This is a genomic window from Enterobacter cloacae complex sp. SHL009, from assembly GCF_049237205.1.
GTDB lineage: Bacteria > Pseudomonadota > Gammaproteobacteria > Enterobacterales > Enterobacteriaceae > Enterobacter > Enterobacter cloacae_M.
Genome location: NZ_JBMKIW010000003.1, coordinates 71,614 through 90,707, shown reverse-complemented (window position 1 = coordinate 90,707; position 19,094 = coordinate 71,614). Strand labels below are relative to the sequence as shown.

The window sequence follows — 19,094 nt, the reverse complement described above, 5'->3', positions numbered from 1 at the left end:
ATCAGGTAATGATGTGTTGCTGGTTAACAAGCTCGTCGTATGTGGTCTGAACGTTATCAAGCGTAACGAGTGCAGTATTAGTGTAGGTGGACCCTGCACCATCACGGTCGATTGAGATCACAGTGTTGCTACCGCTTTGTGTGACATGGATATAATTCCCCAACGAGGCGGTATTACCATCCCAGCCCACCAGCAGATCGCCGATGTCGATTTTGTCCCCCTGCGCCAGCGAGAAGCCGGTCCAGTGATCGCCCGCGGTGCTGCTGACGTTGCCCGCCGTGGCATTTCCCACCGTACTGTTCAGCACCTGATAAATCAGCGTATCGCCGTAGGCCGTACCGGTGATGGCGTCGTTATGCTCCGAGCTGATGAACTGCGGTGCCATATTGATGGTCAGCGTGGCGGTATCCGTGTTGCCGTTGGCATCGGTCAGGGTGTAGTTGAAGGTCTCCTTCGACGTCATGGTTGAGAGCGATACCCCGCTGTTGAGGGTATAGGTGTAATGACCGTCAGCGCCGATCGCCAGGATGCCGTAATGGCCGGTGATGTTCACCGTTGCGCTGCCGGTATATGGATCCAGCGTGGTGGTCACGCCGTTGTACCCGGTCACGCTCAGGCGGGTATCCACCGAGTGGAGCTGATCCAGCACGCCGCCAGAGTCGGTGCCGTCAAAGATATTGCCGTTGACGGTGTGGCTGCCGGTGACGTCAAAATCACTCAGCGAGTAGGTGGTGCCGTTCACGCTTGGGGTGATGGTGATGGTCCCGACGCTCAGCCCCGGTACGCTACCGGTAAAGTTCAGCGTATAGGTCCCGGCGTTGAGATCCAGCCCGGTCAGCGGAACGTCGATACTGCCGCCCAGCAGCGAGGCGCCGCTGAAGGAACCGCTGCGGATCACGCCCGATCCGTCACTGATGGACCAGTTCACCGTCAGTCCGCCCAGCGACAGCAGCGAGGCCACGTTAAAGTGCAGCGACGCGTTGTGCAGCGCGGTGTTCGCGTCGACCACGAAGGTTCCGCTGCCGGAGCCCTGGGTTGACGAGAGCAGCGCCGTCGTCCAGCTGGCGGTGCCCACGGTGGTATCCGAGTAGACCGACGTGTGGTGCACCGAGGTGAGGTCCATCGTGGCGCTGACATCGTTCACCGCATCCATCGCCTGGGCTGTTGGGGTGATGTTGAGCGATGCCGTATCCTTCGAGCCGTCAGGCGCGGTAACGGTGTAGACGAAGGTGTCAGGCGTGCTGATATGGTCCGCCCCCACGCCGCTTCTCAGGGTGTAGGTGTACTGGCCGGACGAATTGATGGTCAGCGTGCCGTATTCCCCCTGAATATCGGTTGTTCCACTGCTGTTGACCGCCACGCCGTTCACTTCGGTGACCACCGTGCCCGCCGGAACAGGGTCATTCGCCAGCACGTCGCCCGTGGTGGTTTCGCTGATGCTCGCCACGCTGTAGACATGATCCTGCAGAACGCTCAGCGTGTAGCCCGTCAGGACGGCGATCCCCGATGCGGTATTGAGTAAGAACAGGTACTCCCCGGCCGGCAGATTCAGCGTCAGCTGAGATGAGGAGCCCCCCAGCAGCGGGGCGCGAAGCCAGCCCGACTCGACGCGAACCTGCTCGAAGGTCTGGGTGGCGTTGTTGAACTTATAGACGTAAAGATCGAATACCGACGCCAGCGCCACGCCGCCCACGGAGGCCTGGATGGTCATGGTGCGGGTCGTGCCTTCCTCGACGTTGTAGATAATCGGGTTGGTCATGTCGTCCAGCAGGTTAAGCCCCAGCGTGCTGCCGAGATTAATGCCCACCAGGGTAAAACCGTTCTGAGACGAGGCGCCGTTATTAATCTCGCTCACGGTGGTGTCAAAGGTCAGCGAGGCCGTGTCGTCCACCGCCACAATGCCGTTGATTACCGTACCGGCACCCAGAGACAGCACCAGGTTTGCTGACGCGCTGACGCCGTTATGGGTAATGGTGTAGGTGAAGCTCTCCGTCCGGCCAATGACCGCGGCGCTGGTGTCGGTCAGGCTGTAGGTGTAGCTGCCGTCGCGGTTAATGGTCAGCGTACCGTACTGGCCCTGGATCACCGTGCCGTCGGCGTTCACGCTGGTGGTGATGCCCTGGGCGTTAGTGACCGCGGAGATAGTGGTTCCGGCCGGCGCGTTGTCGCTGCCGGCGGTCGGGTCCGTATCGAGGATCACGTTGCCGTTGAGGCTGGTATCGCCCGTGACCGTACCCGGACCGGTCTCTTTCACCGCCACGTCAAGGCTGGTGTAGGAGCCGGTTGCCAGCAGGTTGGTGTTGTAGCTGAGCACGCGATAGTCGCCGTCAGCCAGCCCGGTCAGGTTCAGCGAGACGCCGGTTGCGCCGAGGGTCAGGAGATCGGCAAACTGCGGTTGGCCGGTGTCCACCACGGTGGTCCAGGCGCCGTTGACGTAATGCTGAACCACCAGCTCAAGGGTGTTGAGCAGAGAGAGCACCGCTCCCGTGGCGTTGGCGTTCACCACGATATCCGCGCTGCCGCCGCTGCCCACCGTGAAGTTGACCTGGGCCGTATCATTGCCCAGCAGCGTCAGGACGTTGCCGACGGCGCCAACCAGCAGGAAGCCGTAATCGCTGTACTGGCTGTTGGTCACGGTTGCCGTGGTGCTGAGGTTCAGCTCTTCGACGTTATTGCTGGCGGAGAGCGGCACCACCGGCGCAAGGGCGGAGCCCGGCAGCGAGGTGTTGCCCGCGGCATCGGTGGCGGTGATCTGCAGCGTCTGGCCTTCGGTCTGTTTGTTAATGAAAGTGTAGGTGTAGGTGCCGTTGCTGTCCGCAATGGCGGTCACCGTCGAGCCGTCCGCAAGGCGGATCGCGACGGTGCTGCCTGCTTCCGCAGTTCCGGTCAGGACGCTACCGTCGGCGTTGAAGGTTCCGGTTGGCGCCGTTGGGGCGGTCGTATCGACGATAATCGTCGTCACGGCTGACGCCACGCTGGTGTTGCCCGCCGCATCGGTGGCCGTGGCGGTGAAGTTATGCGTTCCTTGCGTCAGCGTGGTGGTTTGCGGCAGGGTCCAGTTTCCGCTGCCGTCGGCGGTCACCGTGCCCACCAGCGTGATGCCATCGTAGATCCGCACCGTGGCATTCGCTTCGGCGGTTCCGCTCAGCGTTGGGCGCGTGTCGTTGGTCGGATTTGTTCCGGTCACCGGCCCGGTGACGCTGCCGACATCATCAATGACCGAGCTGATGACCGGTGCGCCCGGCGCGAGGGTATCGACGTTAATTACATACCCGGCGGTAGGCGCGCTCGCGTTGCCCACCGCATCGGTGGCGGTAAAGGTTAAATTGTGCGGACCGTTGCTCAGCGCCGGGGATGGCGTAAAGCTCCACGCCCCGCCGGTCGCCGTCACGCTGCCGATTTGTACGCCGTTATCGAAGATTTTCACCGTTGACCCGGCTTCCGCCGTGCCGCTGAGGGTTGGCTGAGCGTCGTTGGTGAACCCGCCGTTCGCCACCGGCGTCGCCGCATTGCCCACGTCATCCAGAATGCTGGTCAGCACCGGCAGCGCAGGCGGCGCGGTGTCGACGGTGAGGCTGAAGCTGGTGGAGGACACGCTGGTGTTGCCTGCCGCATCCGTTGCCTGCGCGGTGAAGCTGTGCGCGCCCGCTGTCAGCGTGGTGTTGAGCAAGATACTCCAGCTTCCGTTGCCATCCGCGGTGCCTGTTCCGACAAGGGTTGTTCCCTCATAGATGTTCACGGTGGCAAACGGTTCGCTGGTCCCGACAAGGCGCGGAACGGTATCGTCGGTTGTTTGCCCGGACGTGAGCGGGCCGGTGATGCTGCCCACGTCGTCTATCGCCTGGCTGATAACCGGCGCGTTCGGTGCCGCGGTATCAACAATCAGGGTAAAGCCCGGCGAGGTCGGGCTGACGTTGCCCGCTGCATCGGTGACCGTGGCGGTCCAGGTATGGCTGCCGCTGGCCAGCGGCGTTGACGGCGTAAAGCTCCATGCGCCGGTATCGTCCGCCTGAACGGTGCCGACCGGCTGGCCGTTCTCATACACGGTGACCGTGGCGTTCGCGGTCGCGGTGCCGTTCAGCGTCGGCGTGGTGTCGTCGGTGCTCTGCCCGGAAGAGAGCGGGGTTTGAATGCTGCCCACATTGTCACCCGCGGTCGAAATGACCGGCGCCGACGGTACGCCCGTATCCACCGTCAGGTTAAACGGTGCCGTTGCTGTGCCCACGTTGCCCGCCGCGTCGGTAGCGTTGAAGGTAATGGCATGCGGTCCGTCGGGCAGATCGGTACCCGGCGTGAAGGTCCAGCTGCCCTGGGCATTGACCACGGCGGTGCCAATTTCGTTGCCATCAACAATCACGTGCACCGTAGAACCCACGTCGCCCGTACCGTTGAAGGTCGGACGCGCGTCGTTAGTGCTGTTACCCGACGTGAGCGTCCCCGTGGTCGGTGCGACATCGTCAATCACGCTGGTCACCACCGGCACGCCGGGGCCTGCGGTATCGACGGTGAAGGCGAAGACCGACGAGTTCGCCGAGGCGTTGCCCGCGGCATCCGTTGCGTATGCGCGCAGGGAGTAGCTGCCGTCGTCCAGCGGCGTGGTCGGGGTGAAGGACCAGTTGCCGGTTCCGTCGACAATCGCCGTACCCAACTGCGTACCGTTATTCATGATGTAGATGGTGCTACCTGCCTGTCCGGTGCCGCTAATCGTCGGGGTGTTGTCGTTGGTCGCCTGCCCGCTGGTCAGGTTGCCCGTGACGCCGCCAGGGACGTTATCACTCACCGTATCCAGCGTTGGAACCGTCGGCGCCGTCAGGTCAACCACCACGCTCCATGGGGCTGAGATTGCGCTGACGTTGCCCAGCGGGTCGGTCGCCCGGACGGTGAAGCTGTGCGAGCCTTCGCCGAGTGCGGTATCAGGGGTAAACGTCCATGCGCCGGTGCCGTCAGCCGTCACCACGGCAATCTGGGTGCCGCCGTCGAAAATGGTCACCACGCTGTTTGCATCCGCTGTCCCCGAAAGGGTTGGCGTGGCGTCGTTCGTTTCGCTGCCGCTAACTACCGTGGTGGCGGCGTTACCGACGTTATCCGTGACGTTGGTGATAACCGGCGTGGCGGAAACGGAGTCCACCACGACGGTGAAGCCCGCCGAAGGACCGCTCTGGTTCCCCGCCGGATCGGTCTCGCGGATGGTCAGGACGTTATTACCCTCTGCAAGAACGGGCGTGGTGTAGCTCCAGGTGCCGGTGTTGCCGACCTCCACGCTGCCCAGCAGCACGCCGTTGTTGTAGATGGAGATGGTATCGCCCACCGCGCCGGTGCCGGTGAGGGTCGGCTGGTTGTCGTTGGTGATCTGGCCGCTGGTCAGCGGGCCGGTGCCCGGACCGACGTCGTCAATCACCGCGCCGATAGCTGGCGTGCCCGGTGCGGTAAGGTCGACGGTGACGCTGGCTGCCGGAGAGCGGCCGCTGGTCTGGCCGTTGAGGGTCGCAGTCACCTCAAAGGTGTGCAGCCCCTCGCCAAGCGCGGCTGGAGTATAGCTCCAGTTGCCGCTGCCGTCAGCGGTCACCGTTGTCAATGGCGTCGCGCTACCGTCCTGATAGATGGTTATCAGGCTGCCCGCTTCGGCCGTACCGGTAAGCGTTGGCGTGGTGTCGTTGGTAGTTTTGCCTTTCACATCGCCGGTGATCGGATCCGCGTCATCGACAATCGCCGTGATGACGGGCACCTGTGGCGGGTCGAGCGGTGAATCGGTAACGATAAAGGATGCGCCAGGGCTGGCATTTCCTGCGGCATCGGTGGCGGTCACGGTCAGCGTGGTCGGATCCAGCTGCGCCGGACTCAGCGCAATCGAGAAGCTGCCGTCGCTGGCGGCAACGCCGCTACCAATGACGGTCCCACCGCTGTCTTTCACGGTAATGGTACTTCCTGCCTCGGCGTTACCGGTCAGCGGCGTTCCTTCCTGAGCCAGTGCCATGTTGATCGGGTCGGCAGGCGCGGCGGTATCCACCGTCACGCTCAGCGGTGCTGAATCACCGGAGGAGTTACCCGCTGGATCGCTGGAAGAGACTGTGAACGTATGAGGACCATCCGGCAGCGTCGTGTCGGCAGTCCAGCTCCAGGTGCCGCCCGGCTGGACCGTCACCAGCACTGTAGATGGCGTGCCGTCTACGGAAACGATAACGGTGGTGCCGGGTTCACCGGTCCCGGTAAGGGTTGGCGTGCCGTCCTTCGTGTAGAGCACGTTATTAGACAGCTGGCTGTCAGCTACAGTACTAATGACGGGGATCTCTGGCGCAACGGTATCGAGGGTGACGGTAAAGACCGAACTCGGCGCGCTAAGGTTGCCAGCCGCATCCACACCCGCAACGGTGATATTCAGCGGACCGTCCGTTTGCGTTGGAAGCGTCAGGCTCCATTCCCCGTTAGCCACCACGACACGGCCCACTTCGACGCCGTTGTTGTAGACGATCACCGTCTCACCGTTGACGCCGGTTCCGCCCACTGTCGGTGTGGTATCCGTGATGTAGCCACCGTTAGGCTCACCGCCCACTGCACTAATCACCGGCGTATCCGGCGCCAGGGTGTCCACGATGATCGTAATCGCTGTAGACGGGTCAGAGACGTTGCCCGCCTCATCGGTGGCGGTGGCGGTATAGACGTGGCTGCCCTCTCCAATATTACTGTCAGGACGCCAGCTCCAGTTGCCGCTGCTGTCTACCGTGACGGTGCCCACGACGGTCGGTGTGCCGTTAACGGTATCAGTGATGTTGATGACGTCGTTCGGCGTGCCGGTGCCGCTCAGGACCGGGCGCGGATCGTTGGTGATTCCGCCATCGGGAACGGGGCCGGTTATCTGGCTGACGCTGTCGGTAATCACCGGTGCTGCTGGTGCTGTTGGCGCATCGGTATCAATGGTGATGGTGACCGGCTGGGACGGGGCGCTTTCGTTGCCCGTGCCGTCCACGTTGGTAACGGTCAGGGTAATGTCATAGGTGCCGCCAGGCAGCGGGGTTGATGGCGTCCAGGTCCAGTTGCCGGTGTTGTCCACGACGGCGTCGCCGATTTTGACGCCGTTGTTGTAGATCGTCACGGTATCGCCCGCCGTGCCGGTACCGCTCAGGGTCGGCGTGGTGTCGCGAGTAGTTTCGCCCGGGTTCAACGGTGTTTCTGTTCCGTCAGGATTGACGGTGATTGCCGGGATGTCCGGCGTGGCTGGCGGAACGGTATCTACCGTCAGTTCAAACGGCGTTGAGATGGTGGTATTGCCCGCGGCATCCGTGGCATGCACCGTCAGCGTATGTGGGCCGTCGGTGAGCGGGATAACGGGGGTAAAGCTCCAGCCGCCGCTGCCGTCAAGGGTGGCGGTGCCGAGCAGGGTGGCACCGTCATAGACGGTGATCACCGCATCAGCCGGGGCGGTGCCCTGCAGCAGCGGCGTGGTGTCATCCGTGGTATCGCCGCTGCTAAGCGTGCCCTGAACGCCGCCGGTGTCATCGGTTACGGTGGCGATGGTGGCCGCCGCTGGCGGCGTGGTATCGACGGTCAGGGTGAATCCGCTTGACGGCTGGCTGGTGTTACCCGCGCCATCGGTGGTGACGGCGGTAAAGGTATAGGTGCCGTTAACAAGCTGCGTGGTCGGGGTATAGGTCCACGTGCCGCTGCTGTCGATCACAATCGTTGCGACATCGACGCCGTCCTGGCGAATGGTGACGGTTGAGCCCGGTTCAGCCGTGCCGTTGAGCGTTGGCGTGGTGTCGTTGGTACTGTCGCCAGAATTGAGCGCGCCGAGGCGCTCCGGCACATCGTCCAGCACCTGGGTAATGACCGGGGCGGCAGGCGCGACGCTGTCAATCGTCAGAGTCCAGGTGTTGGAGACGGGGCTGGTGTTGCCCGCCGCGTCAGTTGCGACGGCGGTCAGGGTATGTGGACCTTCAGCGATCGGGGTGTCTGGGGTAAAGATCCACACGCCAAGGCCATTGGCGACGGTCGTACCAATAGCAACACCGTCCACGCGGAGGGTGACCGTCGCGTTTGGTTCGGCGGTACCGCTGAGCGTCGGGGTGGCATCGTTGGTGGTCTCATTAATATCGAGCGAGCCGGTACGCCCAGGAACATCGTCCACGACTTGTGAAATCACCGGGGCGCCAGGCGCCGTCCCGTCGACGTTAATTGTCCACGAGTCTGATAACCCGCTCGGGTTACCGGCGGGATCCGTCGCCGTTGCCGTCAGCACGTACGTGCCATCGGTCAGCGGTGAGGGCGGCGTAAAGCTCCACTGGCCGGAGGAGGATACAACCACCGTACCGAGGACATCGCTGCCGTTATAAATCGTGATGGTCGAGCCCGCTTCGCCCGTTCCGTTCACGGTCGGGGCTCGGTCATTGGTGAGGCCGTTCTGGCCCACGGGACCGGTGGTGGCCTGCACGTCATCAATCACCGACACGATAACTGGCGTCTGCGGTGGGGTAATATCCGGTGCTGCCGCGGAGGTGGTTGGACTGGTGTTGCCGGCCGTGTCGGTAGCGTCAGCGGTCAGGATTTCACTGTTAACTTTTGGTGGGGTCAGCGTCAGGCTGAAGTTACCCTGACTGTCGGCAACAGCTGTGCCAAGGATGACGTTGCCTTCACGAATGGTCACCGTGCTGCCAGCTTCTGCGATGCCGCTGATGGTGCCGCCATCATTCGACACCACGAGATTACCCGGAGCAAGCGGTGGCGTGGTGTCCACTACCAGTGCGAACGGGCTGGAGATACTGGTATTGCCTGCGGCATCCGTGGCGTGAACCGTCAGCGAATGCAGGCCGTCGGTGAGTGGAGTTGTTGGCGTAAAGCTCCAGCCGCCGCTGCCGTCAAGGGTGGCGGTGCCGAGCAGGGTTGCGCCGTCATAGACGGTGATTACCGCATCAGCCGGGGCGGTGCCCTGCAGCAGCGGTTTGGTGTCATCCGTGGTATCGCCGCTGCTAAGCGGACCCTGAACGCCGCCGACATCATCGGTCACTGTAGCGATAGTCGCTGCCGGTGGCGGAGTAATATCGACGGTCAGGGTGAAGCCCTCCGACGGAAGGCTGGTGTTACCCGCCGTATCGGTAGCAACGGCGGTAAAAGTGTGAGTGCCCTCGACAAGCGGCGTGGTGGGCGTATAAGACCACTGGCCGTTGCTGTCGGTTAGCACTGTGCCAATATCAGTTCCGTTCAGACGGATAGTAACGGTTGAACCCGGTTCAGCTGTGCCGGTGAGCGTCGGCGTCGTGTCGTTAGTGAGGCCATTCTGGTCCACGGGGCCGGTGGTGGCCTGCACGTCATCAATCACCGACACGATAACTGGCATCTGCGGCGAGGTAATATCCGGTGACGCCGCGGAGGTTGTTGGTCCCGTGTTGCCCGCCGTGTCTGTGGCGTCAGCGGTCAGGATTTCACCGTTAACTTTTGGCGGGGTCAGCGTCAGGCTGAAGTTACCCTGGCTGTCGGCAACCACCGTGCCAAGGGTGATATCGCCTTCACGGATGGTCACCGTGCTGCCAGCTTCCGCGATGCCGCTGATGGTGCCGCCATCATTCGACACCACGAGATTACCCGGGGCAGACGGCGGCGTGGTGTCCACGGTGAAAATGACAGGCTCTGAGGCCGTACTCAGGTTTCCGGCGGCATCAGTTTCAGTGACGGTTATGGAGTGTGTCCCGTCCGGGAGCGGGCCGTTCGGCGTGACGCTCCAGGTGCCGTTGGGCTGAACCGTTGTGGTGCCAACCACCACGCCGTTATCGTAAATGGTGATGGTTCCGCCGGGCTCGCCGGTTCCCGCCAGGAGCGGCAGTGAAGCATCGGTAAGCGCGCCCGACGTGATGGTTCCCCTGATAACGCCCGTATCGTCAGTCAGCACAATCGCGGTCGGCGCGTCCGGCGGAGTAAGATCCACCGTCAGGGTAAACACCGGTGAGGCAGGCCCGGTGTTGCCCGCGGCGTCGGTTGCCCGCACGGTAATCTGATGAGTGCTTTCACTCAGGTCAACCGACGGGGTAAAGGTCCAGGTGCCGTTGCTGGCGACGACCGCCGTACCAATAGCGACTCCGCCGTCATAAATCGTCACGGTCGATCCCGCTTCGCCGGTACCGGTAAGCTGCGGACGCTGATCGTTGGTGCTGCCGCCGCTGCTGACGGCCCCCGTCTGCGGAGCAACATCGTCCGTTACGCTGGTGATTGCTGGCGCATCGGGCGCGGTGGTGTCCGGTGCGTTGAGCGTTGTGCCCGGGCTGGTATTCCCGGCGTTATCCGTCGCGGTGGCAGTCACCTGCTCGCCGTTGGTCAACGGTGTGCCGAGAGAGACGGTAAAGCTGCCGTCGCTGCCCGTTTTTCCTGATCCAATAACATTCCCGTTCGCGTCTTTCAGCGTGATGGTACTGCCGGGTTCGGCGGTACCGGTGACGGTTTTACCGTCTGAAGAGAACTTAAGGCCGGAAGGCGCGTTCGGCGGCGTTGTATCCGGATCGGCAGGATCGACGGGTGTGTTGGGGTTGGGGCTATTATTATTGCCGTCATCTCCACCGCCGCCGCCACCACCGGTGCTTGCCGCCGCCGCGATGCCGCCCGCTGCGACAATGCCGCCCAGAGCCCATGGCCAGATGGCGGCACCACCTGCATCACTCCCGGATGCGGCCAGCAAGGCGTCCGTGGACGCGATGGATTCGTACGTGGCGGCCCCGGTGGGATCTTCAATCCACCATAACGCACCGTCACTCTCCTGGAGCACCAGTTGGCTCACGCCCTGCGCGTCGGTGACATAGAAATTTTTAAGGGTGATCACTTCCCCTGAGTGCAGTGTCACCACCAGATCGTTACCACTTCGCGCGAAGTGGGAGACATCGGCTCGCTCTACATGAAGCTCAACGATAGAGGAATGGCTCAGCGTAACCTGTGTGCCTTCCGTGGTCGTTTCCACGCCAGTAAGTTTCGATATAACAGAGATTTGGCTCATTTAGGCATTACTCCAGCAGATGTATCATGAATGGCTAGCAAGACGAGCCATCTCTGCAGAAGGTAAAGGGCGCCCCCGGCGCAGTCGCTGTTATCAAGCAGCACTGACCGTTGTTTTTAGCGCGCACGATGCCCGCCAGAATTCAGAGTGGCAACATCAGAGCGAATCTAATGACTTATAAACAGAACAGTTTTTATGGGTGTTTTGTGTCTTATAAAACCCTGTAATTAATAGAGGAATTATTTTCAAGAATATAAAAATGATATAGACAGAAAACGATGGTTGTGCAAATTAAGCTTTCGTAAATAAGTACCAAAACAATGAAGAGGGCATTAATACATTGGGTTTGTTAATAATTTAACTAGTTTAACTATTTGTTTTTTATGATTTTAATTTTGTCTTGCGATGTTGCTTTTAAATATGATTTACGCAGTATGATAATTGGTAGGAGACATTTTTAATATACTATAAAACGTTATTGTTTAAGCGCGCTTAATATGCATTTAAGTTAGGGTGACGTTTTTGATATAAGATATATTATATCACCTGTACGAAGAAATATATTCTTATGCGAGGTTAAAATTCTGCTATCACGCGAAAATAATAGCGTTAAGGAAAGGGTAAAATAACCTGATTAATTTCCATTGGGGCTACGACATCAGCATGATTTTGCGACAACAAAAAAATTACGGGGAGAATGAATAAAAAGCGTCAGTCGGGCGTTTACTGACGTCACTCCCTTTTTACCCTGGAGCTTTATATGAACACGACCTCGTTTCGTTTGATCCCGGTGCTGATTTTTTCCCTGCTGTCCCCCCTGGCGCTGGCAATGGGCAATAATAGTACCGAGAGCAAAACGCCCGATTGTCCTTCCGGACAGGTGTATGACAGCGCCACCCAGAAATGCGTGCCGGACAAGAGCAGCAGCCTCAGCGACCAGGACAAAACCAACTATGCGTACCATCTCGCGAAGAAAGGCGAGTACCAGGCGGCGCTCAACCTGCTTGATTCGCTGAAAAATGGCAATACGGCTGAAGCGTGGAACTATCGCGGGTTCGCCACGCGCAAGCTTGGCCGCACGGACGAAGGGATTGGTTACTACCAGCGCGCGCTGGCTATCGCTCCGGATTATGCCAAAGCCCGGGAATATCTCGGTGAAGCGTGGATGGTAAAAGGACGTCCTGACCTCGCGAAAGAACAGCTGAAGGTGATTGCCGGTATTTGTGGCCAGTCCTGCGAGGAGTACCGTGACCTGCAGGCCGCTATCAACGGACATCCGGAATCCTGATTTTCTCGTGGAGGGAAAAGACATCGCTACCAGTGAGGTTCGTCAACAGTTAGCCGCACACCTGCCGCGTCTCTGGCGCTATGGGCTGGTGCTGTCGCGAAACAGGGATATCGCCGAAGAGCTGGTTCAGTCCACCTGCGTGCGTGCGCTTGAACGGAGCAGCCAGTATACGCCGGGCACGCGCATCGACAGGTGGTTGTTCGCGATACTGCACTCTATCTGGATCTCTGAGCTTCGGGCCCGACACGTGCGTCAGGGGCAGGGATTTGTGGCCAGCGACGAGCTTCTGGCGCCGGATACCCGCGAACAGGATGAGACGCGCCTGCATTACATGAAGGTGATGCAGCGCGTTAACGCGCTGCCTGAAGCCCAGCGCAACGCGGTATTTTTGGTTTATGTCGAAGGCTTTACCTACCAGGAGGCGGCGGAGACCCTGGCGGTGCCTATCGGTACCGTAATGAGCCGGCTGGCGACGGCGCGGGCTCGGCTTGCCAGGTCCGCTGACGCACTGCCTCCGGTAAAGGAGAAACGCTCTTGAACTCGCACCGTTTTGCACCGCCCTATAACGACGACGCTATCGTGGCATGGATAGATGGCGAGATGTGCCGCGCCAACGCGCAGCAATTTGAAGAACAGTTGAAAAGGGACGAACGCCTCTCCGGGCGAACCGCCGAACTGATGAAAAGCAGCCAGGATTTCGCCGGGGCGTTTGCCCCCCTGCTGGATGAGGCACCTCTGGAGACAATGCAGGCGCGTCTGGCGGCGCTTCCCGATCCACAATCCTCCACGCCGGCTGGCGTCAGCAGGCGGGCGCTGATTGCCGCATCGGTCAGCTTTTTGATGGTCGGATCCGGGCTGGGCTATCTGCTTCGGCCCGCTTCCGCGCCAGCGGATGAGAATGCCCATATTCGCGACCTCGAAGCGCAATATATGTCCCTGTACAGCGTCGAGACGCTGCTGGATATGGACAGCGCAACGCCGGTCCTGCTGCGCGGGCTGGAACGGGCCGCGCAGGACATCGGCATCAAGCTGCGCATGTCGCAGCTTGTCCTGCAGGGAGCAGAGCTGAAAATGGTGCGAATGCTGCGCTATGAAACCACCTCGATCGCGCAGATTGCCTGGATCAACGCCGACTACGGCCCGATGGCGCTCTGTATCTCTCCTGTAGATGAGAAGACGATGGCCTCTCTGCGCCAGGAGCAGCGGCACGGCATGAACCTGGCGTGGTGGCAGGAGGCGGGCTACCAGTTTGTCCTGATTGGCCGAAACCCGCCGTCTCACCTGCGGGGAAACGCGGAGCAGCTACAGCGGCTCATCTCAGGATGACGGCACGTCGTTTGTCTTAATCGCAATGGCGATGGCAATACGATCGTCCACGACCAGCGCAAACTTATCCATCCCGTAGGACGCGCGCGAGATCGCCGTCGTGGCATCCAGCGTAAGGGCCTGCGCGTGCGGGTCTATCACGACGGCCTCCAGGATCACCGGGCGGGCAATGTTTCGCACGGTCAGCGTGCCGAACACCCTGAACCGCCCGTCGCCCTGGGTGACCACGCGAGAGCTGATGAACTCGATAGTCGGGTAGCGCTCGGATTCAAAAAACATGTCGCTTTTCAGCTGCCAGGTGAGCAGCTTGTTTGAGGCTACGAGAGTCGCTACGGGAATGGTGACGTGAATATGGTCGTCGACGTCATTTTCCGGATTGAGCGTCACGGCGCCCGTCACGCCGCTGAACGTCGCCCAGGAGAGGATGCCGCCGAAGGCATGCCAGGATAGCCGAATGGTGGTGTTGTTGGTGTCGATGATGTAGCTCTTCGGGGCAGCATGCAGGGAAGGACATAACAGCAGAACGGTCAGAAAGGCCAAAAGGCGATACATCGTGGTTTCTCCGATAAGTGCGCAATGCGTAAACGCCCGAGGTGCTAATTGTATTCGAAGAAATAAAAAAGGCCGCAAGCGCGACCTTTGTGTGAGTATAAATACTTACTCAGTGACTTTCTTTTCCAGCTCGCTGGCACCTTCTTTGGTTTTGTTCCAGCCTTTCTCCGCGCCTTCTTTGGTGGCATCCCACCCTTTCTCGGTGCCTTCTTTGGTTTTATGCCAGGCTTTCTGGGAATCTTCGCTGACCTTGCTGCCCAGGCTCTCGCTTTTACCTTCCGCAGCATGCTTCTGTTTCAGCTTCAGCTCTTCACCTTTGTTCTGCTCTTCGTGCAGTTTTTGCTTCGCCTCGTTGGCGTTTGCGTTCGCCGCCGCGACGGTATCGTCAGTTGCATGTGTGGTCGCAGCAAATACTGGGGAAGCCAGCAGAACGGCAGATAATGCGATAATTGTTTTTTTCATAATATCCTCATTTAACGTTATCGGTTATGAGCGTGATTCAGCATGGCACAGGCGAAACGGGATGGCTTTAGGAAAAAACTGTAATGAGATCAATGTGCCCTGATGAGGGATATTTCGCCTGAGGGTTATCCAAAGGATACAAAGCCTATTTCAGCAAGGGCGGCGAGGGTCAGGAGAATGAAGATAATAACGGTTATGGGTCTGTACATGGTGGGGTTCCTTCCGGGTTGAGCGGCTATTCCGTAGCGCTGGGTGGTGTGGGTAATTTTGCACAGGAGAAGGGGGAAGGGGGTTGATGTTTGTCAAAGGGATGGATGGAACTGTTGGAATGGGGCACAAAAAAGCCCGCAGGGCTTGCGCCGTGCGGGCTCTTAGGACTTCATCGGATGACTCTGGTAATCACCGATGGAGAATTTTGGTGGAGCTGGCGGGAGTTGAACCCGCGCCCAAAACTATGTTATTGCATTGTTTTTAAAAGGTATTTTTTCATTATTATACGCTGCGTGCATTTTAAGTGCATTTCAACGTCGTTTCGTAGTACCTTTTGTGTCCTTTATCTAACACAATAAAATTGTCGTGCTTCAGAATATTTGGGCTAAGGATCTCCCATGACGACTCTAAAAGTACCTAAGCGATTGTGTATTTATACGGATGCGGATCGTCGCGCAACACTGAATTTTTTGAGTTTCCTTGACAACGCCATATCTTCAGGTCGAGTGGACATAATTTTAGATTTCACAGATGTTGAGTATGCTGGTGCGGCCGCTAGTGTCAGGCTTTTCGCGGTTATAAGCCGAGCTTATTTTGTTAAAAAGAACAGTAATTTTATCAGATTCATATGGCCAAAAAAGAACCAGAACCCAGCAGGTCACCGGTACATTGTTGGAACAGGTCTTTCCGTCGCTTTGACAGCAAACACTTCTGCTAAGTTGGAACAACTATGTGAGGAAAAGAGATTTTTCCAATCAGCAGTCGAACCATTCATACACTGGGCGAACACGTTAAATGTTCTGGATGACAAAGCTTTATTGACCTTTGACCAGTATCTCTTAGTTTCCTCGGCTTTAAGTGAAGCTATGTTGAATGTTTCTCATCATGCCTACGAACATCCATCGTTTTCAAGTGTCATAAATGATATGGAGGGCAAGCGATGGTGGCAATGCTGTTGGTATAACGCTGAAATTAATAAAATTGTTTGCATAATTTACGATCTCGGTCTCGGTATACACGACTCCTTTACCTCTGCATCACCTCTCTTTAGGGGGTACGACAATTTAACATCAGTGTCTACAGCTCTTACACTTGGCCAGTCCCGCTATGTTAACGCTGGACGAGGCAACGGTTCAGAGGATATAAAGAGACCTATAGGTTCAGGTTGTGCTGACTCTGAGTCACTCTTAGTCTTCACGGGGAACGTCAAATACAGCTATAATTCAGTGCATGAGGTTCCCAAGTGCGAGTTGATACCTGAGTACATGCCGGGGACTTTGATCGAATGGTCATTGGTTCCGAGGAGAGGAGAAGATGGTTAACATCGTCATTGCGAGGGATTTCTCAAAGATGCCATTTGGGCGTTACCTTTCGGACAGCCCAAACAGCGCTGAGCGATTCCGTAGAGATTACTTGGTTCCTGCACTGAAGTCAGGAGACCGTGAGGTCGTCGTAGACTTTACGGGGATCAACCATGGCGTCGGTTCATCCTTCTTGGAAGAGGCTTTTGGTGGGTTAGTAAGGAAGGAAGGTGTTCCCAAAGCTGACATCAAAGCAAAATTGATTATCAAAAGTGATTTGCCATTCTATAAAGAACAGATAATAAAATTTATTGATATGGCTAGTCCTGAGAAACAATCCTTACAAAGGAGTTGATTTGAGCCTGGTTGAACTTAAGGACACCCTTTCGGGGGTGTCTACTTTTGCATGGATGTTCAGTGTTGTAAGTATAATTCTTGTCTTTATAGGTTGGTTCGTTACTTACAATAACTCGTTAAAAATTGCTACTCGTTCCGAGTCAAAGTCAATAATAGATGCTATTGCTAAAATTTTAAATGAAGTTTCAGATTTATCCCTCGAATATTGGGTTAATAAATCTGTTTCTCCAAGTGCGAACCCTTTTAAAAGAGCAGCGAATTCTAATCCTTTTAAAAAGAAAAGGTTAGAGTCTCCCACGGGTTTATCCACACCCAGCGCAAAATTATTCATGACTGCTATTCATGGGAAGTCGATACAAATAAATAAGTACATTGACTTTTTGCGTAGCAGGGGATTTGTAATATCTGACTCATTTTTCACTCAAGTTCTCATTAAAGCCACTATGGAATATGAGAAATCATTTGTATACAGTAAAACTTACAGGGTGACACGTGCTCAAGAGGTTGCAAGTGCTTGCACTGATTTTATGATGCACTTGTACGATGAATTTCAAAGAAATTATCCTCCTCGAATGCCATTTTCAATATGCGATAAAATAAGAAAATTAGATGATGATATTGATAAATGGTATCAAGGGCTTTATGAGCGGCAATAATTGCCGCTTGTGTTTAAGATTTTTTTTCTATCGATGTCCTTCCATCATACTCAGCCAGGTATTTTCCGTAATGGCGGAACAGCATTTCCGGTCCCTTATGCCCCATTTGTCCCGCAAGCCAAAACAGGTTAGCTCCTTGACTGATATGTCTGGTGGCGAACGTATGCCTAGTCTGATATGGGTTTCTATAACGAATACCAGCCTTACGTAATGTTGGAACCCATGCTTTTTTTCTAATTGCATCAGCACTGGCCCAAGGTTTGTTCCTTTTTGGGTCTTCGAATATCATTTCACCTTTCATAAAAGTGAACAGTTTCTGGCTGTCCAGAGCCGCCAATGCTTCTTCAGTCAGTTCTACTTTCCTTGTGCCTGCTTTTGTTTTTGTTGCTTTAATGACACCAACTACACTGGCATTTTGAACGTGTGCTGTCCTGCCTGCAAAGTCGATATCACGCCAACGAAGAGCACACAACTCAGAACTACGCAGCCCGGTTTGTATAGCGAACCGGAAAAGGTTCTCCCACTGCTTATTGCCAGCTGCTGAGAGCAATGCGTCAACTTCTGTTGGCGTCAAAGGATCTACCACATAACTACTTTCTGCCTCTGATTTATCACTTTGGTAACGTGAGGCTGTCACTAGTGATACAGGGTTAATCTGAAGAATACCATCCGTCACCGCCTCATCCAAAGCAGAACGCAGGAATGACAGCTGGTTTCGAATAGTCTTTAATGTGGTTTTCTGGCTCTGGATCCATGTCTTCAATGCAGCTGGCGTCAACTCACTTGCAGGAAAAATATGAAGTGCTGACAGCGCGCTTCGGCATTTCTTATATCCGCCAATTGTTGAAGGGGACAGTTTCCTCGTTTCGCATATCACCAAATATTCGTCCAAGTACATCTTCACAGTTTTACCGGCGGCAGCGTTGCCAAAAATTCTTAACCGGTTAGAACGAGGAAAGTATTCCGCATAAACGAAAGTCCCCCTCTCGATCTTGTTATATATTTCTCCGAGTGTGCGCTCGGCGTACTTAATGTTTTTTGGAGTTACGTCCAGATTAGAAAGGGGCTCACGGCATTTTACCCCTTTATAAGTGAAGGTAATATTTATGGTTTCACCGTTGCGATGTTTCCTGATGGTTACGCCGCGTGGGAGTTTAGGCGATTCTGTCGTGCCCATTTTGCAACCTCACTAAGATCAATCCATCTTTCCTTAACGCCTTCGACCTTTAGCACCTGAACCCCTTCACGCCACACACCGCGCTGTATGCGCTTATTAATAGCATCAGGGGTTTCGCCAGTCTCTTTGCAATAAGTTGAGATGGGAACACAATCGAGGCTCAGCATATACTTCTCCATTAACTCGGCTGCACCCGAGTAATTAAAATTTGTCGCTGGTGGTAGGGATCAGTTTCTGCCAAATTGCTGATACATATTTTGCTTGGTGTCGCGCATCAGCTAGGGCATTGTGCACATTGCCAATAAAAGGCATGTCACGCTTCGGATCGAAACCGACACTGCGACCGAGCGTAACAATAGTGCGCACATCGTGATCGTTCCAAAAGGCCCAAGGGCAAATGCGGCCGGCGCGTTCGTAAGCTCCACGCAGAATCACATTGTCAAAGGTGGCACCGTTACCCCATACCTTCATGTATTTTGGATTATCTGCGTGCCGGTGAATGAAATGGCTCAGTTCCGACAGTGCATCAGTGATAGGCAGCGCATCATCAACACAAATAGCTGAGCGCGCTTCCGAGCTTTGTTTGAGCCACCAAAGAATAGTATCTCCGTCCGGTACCGCACCCTGATCCATTGCGCTTTCAAGCGAGACGGCCGTATAGAATTCTTGGCCAAGTTCACCTGTATGAGGGTTAAAAAAGACGGCACCAATTGAGACGATCGGCGCGTTTGGCTTTTTTCCCATTGATTCGAGGTCAATCATTAAGTCGTTCAATTTCTTTCTCCATTGTTACATC

General features: G+C 56.6%; 12 protein-coding genes. 6 read left to right on the top strand and 6 right to left on the bottom strand.

The features are described 5' to 3' along the window. Window position 1: 1 nt before the first annotated feature. Window positions 2-10,969, bottom strand: a complete 10,968-nt coding sequence (locus tag ACOTZC_RS09165) for a BapA/Bap/LapF family large adhesin (protein WP_421635736.1) — start codon at window positions 10,967-10,969, stop codon at window positions 2-4. 760 nt (window positions 10,970-11,729) lie between these two features. Here ACOTZC_RS09165 and ACOTZC_RS09160 point away from each other — a divergent pair. From ACOTZC_RS09160 to ACOTZC_RS09150, 3 genes are read left to right on the top strand one after another with little or no spacing between them, the layout of a single operon-like run. Next, window positions 11,730-12,257: a tetratricopeptide repeat protein gene (locus ACOTZC_RS09160; RefSeq protein WP_023294382.1), complete on the top strand. Its 528-nt coding sequence runs from the start codon at window positions 11,730-11,732 to the stop codon at window positions 12,255-12,257. 7 nt (window positions 12,258-12,264) lie between these two features. Then, complete coding sequence (locus ACOTZC_RS09155; RefSeq protein ID WP_080337280.1) at window positions 12,265-12,795, top strand: RNA polymerase sigma factor; 531 nt, start codon at window positions 12,265-12,267, stop codon at window positions 12,793-12,795. Then, window positions 12,792-13,583 carry an anti-sigma factor family protein gene (locus ACOTZC_RS09150; RefSeq protein WP_421635735.1) on the top strand — a complete coding sequence of 264 codons (792 nt, stop codon included), beginning with the start codon at window positions 12,792-12,794 and terminating at the stop codon, window positions 13,581-13,583. Before ACOTZC_RS09155 ends, ACOTZC_RS09150 begins: the two co-directional genes overlap by 4 nt. Here the strand turns inward: ACOTZC_RS09150 and ACOTZC_RS09145 are convergent. Further along, window positions 13,575-14,135, bottom strand: a complete 561-nt coding sequence (locus ACOTZC_RS09145; protein WP_248169887.1) for a YceI family protein — start codon at window positions 14,133-14,135, stop codon at window positions 13,575-13,577. The two genes, ACOTZC_RS09150 and ACOTZC_RS09145, sit on opposite strands and share 9 nt — an antisense overlap. A gap of 105 nt (window positions 14,136-14,240) precedes the next feature. Next, window positions 14,241-14,597 carry a hypothetical protein gene (locus ACOTZC_RS09140; protein WP_023333137.1) on the bottom strand — a complete coding sequence of 119 codons (357 nt, stop codon included), beginning with the start codon at window positions 14,595-14,597 and terminating at the stop codon, window positions 14,241-14,243. A 608-nt stretch (window positions 14,598-15,205) separates the two neighbouring features. On the opposite strand from ACOTZC_RS09140, the gene ACOTZC_RS09135 reads away from it, so the two are divergent. Genes ACOTZC_RS09135 through ACOTZC_RS09125 form a run of 3 tightly spaced genes read left to right on the top strand, consistent with a single transcriptional unit; the run spans window position 15,206 to window position 17,121 of the window. Continuing rightward, entirely contained in the window at window positions 15,206-16,129 is a 924-nt protein-coding gene (locus tag ACOTZC_RS09135; RefSeq protein WP_252050822.1) for a hypothetical protein, read from the top strand. Next, window positions 16,122-16,463: an STAS-like domain-containing protein gene (locus tag ACOTZC_RS09130; RefSeq protein WP_252050821.1), complete on the top strand. Its 342-nt coding sequence runs from the start codon at window positions 16,122-16,124 to the stop codon at window positions 16,461-16,463. The genes ACOTZC_RS09135 and ACOTZC_RS09130 overlap by 8 nt, the downstream gene beginning before the upstream one ends. Before the next feature lies 1 nt (window position 16,464). After that, on the top strand, window positions 16,465-17,121 hold the full coding sequence (locus ACOTZC_RS09125; RefSeq protein WP_252050820.1) for a hypothetical protein: 657 nt from the start codon (window positions 16,465-16,467) through the stop codon (window positions 17,119-17,121). A gap of 13 nt (window positions 17,122-17,134) precedes the next feature. On the opposite strand, the gene ACOTZC_RS09120 is transcribed toward ACOTZC_RS09125, so the two are convergent. Genes ACOTZC_RS09120 through ACOTZC_RS09110 form a run of 3 tightly spaced genes read right to left on the bottom strand, consistent with a single transcriptional unit; the run spans window position 17,135 to window position 19,072 of the window. Continuing rightward, window positions 17,135-18,298 carry a site-specific integrase gene (locus tag ACOTZC_RS09120; RefSeq protein WP_287820117.1) on the bottom strand — a complete coding sequence of 388 codons (1,164 nt, stop codon included), beginning with the start codon at window positions 18,296-18,298 and terminating at the stop codon, window positions 17,135-17,137. Beyond that, window positions 18,259-18,465, bottom strand: a complete 207-nt coding sequence (locus ACOTZC_RS09115; protein ID WP_049106569.1) for a hypothetical protein — start codon at window positions 18,463-18,465, stop codon at window positions 18,259-18,261. The genes ACOTZC_RS09120 and ACOTZC_RS09115 overlap by 40 nt, the downstream gene beginning before the upstream one ends. Before the next feature lie 34 nt (window positions 18,466-18,499). After that, complete coding sequence (locus tag ACOTZC_RS09110; RefSeq protein ID WP_252050818.1) at window positions 18,500-19,072, bottom strand: 3'-5' exonuclease; 573 nt, start codon at window positions 19,070-19,072, stop codon at window positions 18,500-18,502. Window positions 19,073-19,094: the final 22 nt, after the last annotated feature.